The organism is Mesorhizobium sp. M4A.F.Ca.ET.020.02.1.1, from assembly GCF_004022645.1.
In the GTDB taxonomy this organism is placed as follows: Bacteria; Pseudomonadota; Alphaproteobacteria; order Rhizobiales; family Rhizobiaceae; genus Mesorhizobium.
The window spans coordinates 1-6,907 of sequence record NZ_RZOI01000290.1 but is presented as its reverse complement, the minus strand read 5'-3'; the positions used below and the strand labels follow the sequence as shown (position 1 = coordinate 6,907).

Here is a 6,907-nt window from a genome sequence, read left to right as displayed (position 1 = left end):
ATGAGATCATGGCCCGCAAGGACGAGATCGGCCACAGCCTGGCGCGCGAGGAAGGCAAGACGCTCGCCGAAGGCATTGGCGAGACGATCCGGGCCGCCCAGCTTTTCGACTTCTTCGCCGGCGAGACGCTGCGCCTGTCGGGCGAGTTGGTGCCGAGCGTGCGGCCCGGCGTCGGCGTCGAGATGACCCGCGAAGGCGTCGGCGTGGTCGGCATCATCACGCCCTGGAATTTCCCGATCGCCATCCCGGCCTGGAAGATCGCGCCGGCGCTGGCCCACGGCAACACCATCGTCTTCAAGCCGGCCGAGCTGGTGCCGGAGAGCGCCTGGACCATCGTCGACATCCTGCACCGCGCCGGCCTGCCCAAGGGTGTGCTCAACCTGGTCATGGGCAAGGGCTCGGTGGTCGGCCAGGCCATGCTCGACAGCCCGGACGTCAACGCCATCTCCTTCACCGGCTCGGTCGGCACGGGAAAACGCGTCGCCGCCGCCAGCGTCGAGCACATGCGCAAGTTCCAGCTCGAAATGGGCGGCAAGAACCCGCTCGTCGTGCTCGATGACGCCGATCTGGCGGTCGCCGTCGATTGCGCCCTCAACGGCGCCTATTTCTCCACCGGCCAGCGCTGCACGGCGTCCTCGCGCCTGGTGGTGACCGATGGCATCCACGACCGCTTCGTCGAGGCGCTGAAGGAGCGCATGGAGAAGCTCGTCGTCGGCGATGCGCTCGACGCCAAGACCCAGATCGGTCCGGTCGTCGACGCCACACAGTTGAAGCAGGACGAGGACTACATCGCCATCGGCCGCCAGGAAGGCGCCGAGCTTGCCTTCGGCGGCGAGCGGCTGGGTCGCGAGACGCCGGGCTTCTACCTTCAGCCGGCGCTGTTTGTCGGCGCCAGCAATGCCATGCGCATCTCGCGGGAGGAGATCTTCGGCCCGGTCGCCAACGTCATCCGGGTCAAGGATTATGACGAGGCCCTCGCTGTCGCCAACGACACGCCGTTCGGCCTGACCTCCGGAATCTGCACCGCCAGCCTGAAGCACGCGACGCATTTCAAGCGCAATTCTGAAGCCGGCATGGTCATGGTCAACCTGCCGACCGCCGGCGTCGACTTCCATGTGCCGTTCGGCGGCCGCAAGGGCTCGAGCTACGGACCGCGCGAGCAGGGCCGCTACGCCATGGAGTTCTACACCACGGTGAAGACGGCCTATACATTCGCCGGCTAACTAAAACGGCGACGGCGCGAGCGCGAACCAGGCAGGCGAGCATGTCGACGGCAGACTGGAATGCGGACCTGACTTGGCTCAACCCGCCGCCGCATCATTCCTTTGCCGGTAGCACCGTGCAGGTGCGCACCGGCAAGGAGACCGACTTCTGGCGCGAGACCTTCTATGGCTTCCGGCGCGACAACGGCCATTTCCTCCATCGGCCGGTCGCTGGCGATTTCAGCGCCGAGGTCACGGTCAAGGGCGACTATCGGGTGCTCTACGACCAGGCCGGCCTGATGGTGCGACTGAGCGAAACGCACTGGATCAAGGCCGGTATCGAGTACACCGACGGGGGTGGCCTATTTCTCGGTCGTCGTCACCAACGATGCCTCCGACTGGTCGCTGGTCGGCATCGCTGCCGATCCCAACGGCGTCAGGATCCGCCTGACCCGCCACGCCGAGACCATCCGCGTCCAGTATCTGGACGCCGCCGACGGCCACTGGAAGCCGGTGCGGCTCGCCTATTTCCCGCCGTCGAAGTCGGTCGATGTCGGCATGATGTGCTGCTCGCCGCAGCGCGAAGGCTTCGAGGTCAGCTTCTCGGATTTTTCGATCGGTCCGCCGATCCCAAGGGAACTGCACGACTGAGACGCTTCGAGCCCGCCCGCCGCGGCGGTAAGGACGTTCTTTCCCAAGCTCGGGCCGCAAGGGTATATGAAAGAAATTCCCACGCGCCGAAAGTCTCCTATGCCGTCAGGCCATCCGCTCATCCTCTTCTACACGACCTTCTTCGGCAAGCCGGTCGACATAGCGGCCATCCCCGCTTGCGCGGTGCCCGTCGAATGGACCAATGACCGCCGCCGCCTTGCCGAAGCCGCGGCGGTGGTGTTCCACCTTCCGGATTACCGCGAGATCGGCGACGCCCGCAAATATCCCGGCCAGACATGGGTCGCGTGGTCGATGGAGAACCCGCAGAACTATCCGCGCGCCGCCGCTCCCGGCTTTATGCGGCATTTCGACCTCACGATGACGCACGAGTCCGGATCGGACATCTGGACACCCTATCTCCAGAACGCGAGCTGGTGGGAGGCGATACGCAACAGCGCGATACCCTCCAAGACCGAGAGCGCTCCGGTGGTGCGTTTCCAGTCCGCGAGCATCGATCTCAGCGGCCGTGGGGCGTTCGCAGCCGAGCTTGCCGGGCATATCGGCGTCGATTCTTATGGCCGCTATCGTCCCACGCGACAGATCGAAGGCCCCGATCTCGGATCGCAGACCAAGATCGAGACCATAGCGCGATACCACTTCTGCCTGGCGCTGGAGAATTCGATCGCGCCCGACTACGTCACCGAGAAGATCTTCGATCCGCTCTGTGCAGGCAGCGTGCCGGTCTATCTCGGCGCCCCCAACGTCGGCGAGTTCGTCCCTGCCAATTCCTACATCGACGCGACGGCGTTCGGCACGCCGGCCGAGCTTGCCGCCTATCTCCGCCATCTGCTGGAGACGCCCAGCGCCTATGAGGCCTATTTCGCCTGGCGCTCGCAACCGCTGCCGGAGTCGATCGCCAGCCGCCTGCCTCTCCTGGAAACGCCGGCGAAATGCCGGCTGGCCGAGCTCGTCCATCAGCGCATGCAGCAGGGCCTGTCGCCGGGCTGGCCGTCGCTGCCGTTCGGCGGCGTCTCCTTCCTGCGCACCAAGCTGCGCCGCTGGCGGAAGTCTCGTTGACGCCGCAGGGCCCGGCTGTTCACATGGCCCGTGGAGGGCCTTGAACTTCGCAAGGTCTGCCGGCACGGTCATCGTCGACAAAAGGTAGGGGCAGCCGTCATTTGTGCTCGTCGTCGAGCCGAAGCCCGTGGCGAACCGCATCGCCGATGGCTTGCGGCCCGAACCGTGACCACACAGCTGCATGAGCTTGGGTCCGCTGCCTGGCCATGCGGGGCGGGTCCATGCACAGCGCGATGGCCTTCTCTGCCAGCCTTTCGTCCTCGTCGGACAGCAACACCTCTTCATCCTCGGCCAGGTCCAGGCCCTCGGCCGCCAGCCGCGTCGCCAGCACGGGAACGCCGAAGGCCATCGCCTCGAGGATCTTGATGCGCGTGCCGCCGCCGGATGAAAGCGGAACGAGGCAAAGGTGAGCCTTGGCCAATAACGGCCTTGTGTCATCCGGATCCTCGATGAGCGAAACGCCTTCCAGACCGGCCAGCGCCCGCACGGCCGGCATAGGCGAGCGTCCTGCAAGGACAACATTCGCCTGCGGCAGCGCCTGCCGGATGAGCGGCAGGATGTTGCGGACCAGCCGTTCGGCGGCCTCGATGTTAGGCTGGTATCCGAGATGGCCGACGAACAGGATGACTGGAAAGCCGTCTGAAAATGCGGGCTGCGCCGGCAATACCCTCGCAATGGCCTCGGCCCGTGGAATGCCGTTGGCGACGATGTCGATCGGCACCGTGCCGGAAGACGATGGCTCGAGTCTGTCGCGGTCAAGGCGCGAGCAGACCCAGATCCTGTCGACGATCCTCGCGGCCTCTCGTTCGAGGCGTTTGAGATCAGGCGCGGTGACCAGGGTGCCGTGGGCCCGTTCCAGCTGTCCGGCGAGATTCGATTCGACATTGTGCATGTCGAGGACGAGTTGCTCGGTCAGCGGCCGCAAAGGCCGAAGCAACCTGAACAGTGCAATGCCCTCGACGACGATCGTGTCCGGGCGGAACTCGCGGGCAAGCGCCTTGAGGCGGGCGAGCGCCCGGCGTGGAATCCGGCTCTCGCCCTTGGCTCGCCGCCAGCCCAGCCACGGGCCGCGCATTTCGCCCGCTTTGGTCAGGGCAACCACACCAATATTGCTGTCGAGCGGCTGCGCTTCGTCGGTCCGCGGACAGATCGAGACGAGGCGGACCCGCCCGAGTTCAGCTGCCGCCGTGGCATTGCCGAAATTCCGCAGATCGGCGCCCGATGTCGGTGGAAAGGCCGGGTCGTGGCAGACGATCAAGGTCCGGTGCTTCCCAAGCGCCGGCAGCGGCGTGGCCGGAGCCCTGGGCGGAACCAGCTGCCCGATGCGGACGCGGTACAGCCATGCCTTCCAGGCTCGGCCCAGAACCTGGTGGGGGCGAACGGCGCGCATCAGCAGCCGGAGACGCTGCAAGGCAGTCGGGGGAAGACCACTGCGCCCTGGCTTTAGAGGTTCTTGATCGACGTCCAATGGCTTAGCCGCTCCGCGATCAACGCCATGCGACGCTGATTGTCGTTCCCGTCCAGGATGGTCACGTCCTCCGGATCGGCGCGCAGATAGACGCCGGACGTGCGTGCATTTACTTCCGAGTTCGTATCCGATCGTGTCGTGAAGTATCCGCCGGCCTCGAACACATTGTCGCGCGGCGAAGCCTGGGCGGGAACGGTAGGGGCCGATTCCGGCTGGCTCGCGCTCGTCCATTCGTCCTGGGCGAACACGAAAGCGGCGAAGTCGACCTCGCGCGCAAGCTCGAGCAGGCGCCCCAGCGTGGTCGTCCCGGGATTGAAAACAGTTGTCCAGGGCTCGACATGGGCAATCTCCTCGAGGCCGCGCGTCAGCGCCTGCAACAGCTTCTTCTGCTTTCCGGAGGACCCCAGGAAGATTCGCGGTTTGGCCATCCATTTCCTCCAGCAAAGCGACTCACCTTAGCGTATGCGGACGGCCTTCCCCATTGCAACGGCAGCTGGCGTCGATGACATGCCGGCTGTTATGGCTCCGTCCGATGTTGGAAGAACTGCAGGAACAGTTCCCGCGGTGTTCCTGTGCTCGGACGCCGCCAGGGCATCACCATGGAAAACATCCAGATCACCGGCGACGCCCTGTGGTAGGAACAGGCATCGCGCAGGGTTCGCCGGCCAGGGCTCAACCACGCGCCGTCGCCGCATTCGCGCCATGCGTCTGTGCAATATGGCTTTCGGGCACTTGTTTGCCCGCGACAACATTTGTCGTTGAGTGCCGCGCGATAGGACGGTAAGTTATATTGCACTGCACAATGGAAGCCCGGATCGGGGAATGCCCGGGGCTTCGCACCGGCCTTTGACAGCCCGCTCCCGAGGGCTCAGCGAAAGAGATATCCGGTAGGGATATGAAGATTCCAAAGTCCTTGTTGATCGATCCGGAAAGGAATGCCGTCTATGGCACCTTCGCCGTTGCCATCTCGGTCTTCGCCTTTGCCTATTCCACCAATTTCGGCAAGGTGCTCATCCTCGCCTATTATGCAGTCTGGCTGCCGCTGATCCTGGTCGACTACCGGCGGTTCCTGCGGCATCTCTCCGATGCCTGGCTGCCGCTGCTGTTCGCCGCCTACATCTGCTTCTCGGTGTTCTGGTCGCATGCGCCCGGCACAACGGCGCGCGCGGCACTGCAGTATTTCTCGCACATATTGTGCGCCTATGTCGCCGCGCGCACGGTCAGTGTCCGCACGCTGGTCGTCGGCTCGCTGATCGGCATCTTCGTCGTGCTGCTCTATTCGCTGCGTGTCGGCGGCTACGCGCTCGACACGATTGACGGGACCACCAATTTCGTCGGTGCCTTCGGCTCCAAGAACCAGGTCGGCTTCTTCGCCTCGCTCGGCCTCTATTTCTGCTTTGTCTTTGCCATCTTCTACCGGCGCGGCTGGCAAAGCCTGGTCTGGACGGCGCCGATCGGCCTGCTGTCGCTGTATATGCTGGCGATCGCCCATTCCGCCACCTCGGTGGCGTCGCTGCCGGCGGCCGTCGGCGTCGTCCTTCTGCTCGCCGTGAGCAAGGTGCTGTCGCGCCGCTATCGGCGGGTGCTGTTCACGGTCGGCGCCTGCGCGCTGGTCGGCGCGGTCATGGCCGCGCTCAATCTTGGCCTGCTCGATTTCGTGCTCGGCATCTTCGGCAAGGACTCGACGCTCACCGGACGCACCTATCTGTGGGAGCAGGGATGGGAGGCCGCGCAGCAGTTCCCGATCCTCGGCTATGGCTACGCCGCCTACTGGGTGCAGGGCTTCGCCGAGGCCGAGCGGCTATGGGCCGAGTTCTACATCACCACCCGCACCGGCTTCCACTTCCACAACACCTATATCGAGACCCTGGTCGAACTCGGCTTTGTCGGTGTGACGCTGATCGCGATGGTCATCCTGCGGTCGTTCTGGGGACATGTCTCGTCGGTGGTCTTCCGCGACTGGCGCGCCGATTCGGTCGTGCTGGCGGGCGCGGTGGGTCTCATGCTGCTCCGCTCCTTTTTCGAGGTCGAGATTCTCGGCCCGTATTTCACCGCCTCCTTCATCGTCTATTACGGCCTGTTCAAGCTGCGCCCGGCGCCCTCGGCGGTTCGCCCGCAGCGCGCGTGCGTCGCGATCCACGAAGCGAAGCCCGCAAGCGGCTGACGCCGGTTCGGCGGCGAGAGAAGGGCGGTTCAGGCGATGGCGCGCGAGCGCTGCATCTGCCGCTGCAGGAAGCGCCGCACCGGCTCATCATAGATGCGCGTCGCAATGTCGGAGATGACGATCACCACGATCGCCATGGCGATGCCGAACCAGGGATGATTAGCGAACGGATCGATCGAGACGGCCTTGCCCGCTCCAGCGATGATCATCAGCATCGGCGTGTGAATGATGTAGATCGGGTAGGAGATCCGCCCGAGCCAGCTGTAGAGCTTCGACAGGCGCGGTGAGGTGGCCGCCACCGCCCCGACCGTCACCATGACCGGGAACAAAAGCACCACGCAGATC

The 6,907-nt window shown here is 64.9% G+C and carries 6 protein-coding genes and 1 pseudogene; 4 read left to right on the top strand and 3 right to left on the bottom strand.

Features of this window, described 5'->3' with window-relative positions:
- The 3 genes and pseudogenes from EN742_RS18585 to EN742_RS18575 all read left to right on the top strand — a co-directional run.
- Positions 1–1,223 (top strand): aldehyde dehydrogenase family protein (locus EN742_RS18585; protein ID WP_148670148.1); only part of this gene is annotated, 1,223 nt, incomplete at its 5' end.
- A 41-nt stretch (positions 1,224–1,264) separates the two neighbouring features.
- Positions 1,265–1,853 (top strand): annotated as a pseudogene (locus EN742_RS18580) (DUF1349 domain-containing protein).
- Between the two features lie 99 nt (positions 1,854–1,952).
- Positions 1,953–2,930 carry a glycosyltransferase family 10 fucosyltransferase gene (locus EN742_RS18575; RefSeq protein WP_127405396.1) on the top strand — a complete coding sequence of 326 codons (978 nt, stop codon included), beginning with the start codon at positions 1,953–1,955 and terminating at the stop codon, positions 2,928–2,930.
- Positions 2,931–3,027: 97 nt separating this feature from the next.
- On the opposite strand, the gene EN742_RS18570 is transcribed toward EN742_RS18575, so the two are convergent.
- Together EN742_RS18570 and EN742_RS18565 are read right to left on the bottom strand one after the other, a co-directional pair.
- Positions 3,028–4,188: a glycosyltransferase family 4 protein gene (locus EN742_RS18570; protein ID WP_245482273.1), complete on the bottom strand. Its 1,161-nt coding sequence runs from the start codon at positions 4,186–4,188 to the stop codon at positions 3,028–3,030.
- 185 nt (positions 4,189–4,373) lie between these two features.
- Positions 4,374–4,826, bottom strand: coding sequence for a TIR domain-containing protein (locus tag EN742_RS18565; protein ID WP_126056869.1), 453 nt, complete (start codon positions 4,824–4,826; stop codon positions 4,374–4,376).
- Between the two features lie 467 nt (positions 4,827–5,293).
- On the opposite strand from EN742_RS18565, the gene EN742_RS18560 reads away from it, so the two are divergent.
- Complete coding sequence (locus tag EN742_RS18560) at positions 5,294–6,562, top strand: O-antigen ligase (protein WP_126056868.1); 1,269 nt, start codon at positions 5,294–5,296, stop codon at positions 6,560–6,562.
- A 29-nt stretch (positions 6,563–6,591) separates the two neighbouring features.
- On the opposite strand, the gene EN742_RS18555 is transcribed toward EN742_RS18560, so the two are convergent.
- Positions 6,592–6,907: acyltransferase family protein (locus tag EN742_RS18555; protein WP_189375447.1), on the bottom strand; the 316-nt coding region annotated here is incomplete at its 5' end.

Bases quoted from the DNA above. Each gene is read 5' to 3' on its own strand.
- EN742_RS18575 (WP_127405396.1), top strand. From the start codon at position 1,953: ATGCCGTCAGGCCATCCGCTCATCCTCTTCTACACGACCTTCTTCGGC.
- EN742_RS18560 (WP_126056868.1), top strand. From the start codon at position 5,294: ATGAAGATTCCAAAGTCCTTGTTGATCGATCCGGAAAGGAATGCCGTC.
- EN742_RS18565 (WP_126056869.1), bottom strand. From the start codon at position 4,826: ATGGCCAAACCGCGAATCTTCCTGGGGTCCTCCGGAAAGCAGAAGAAG.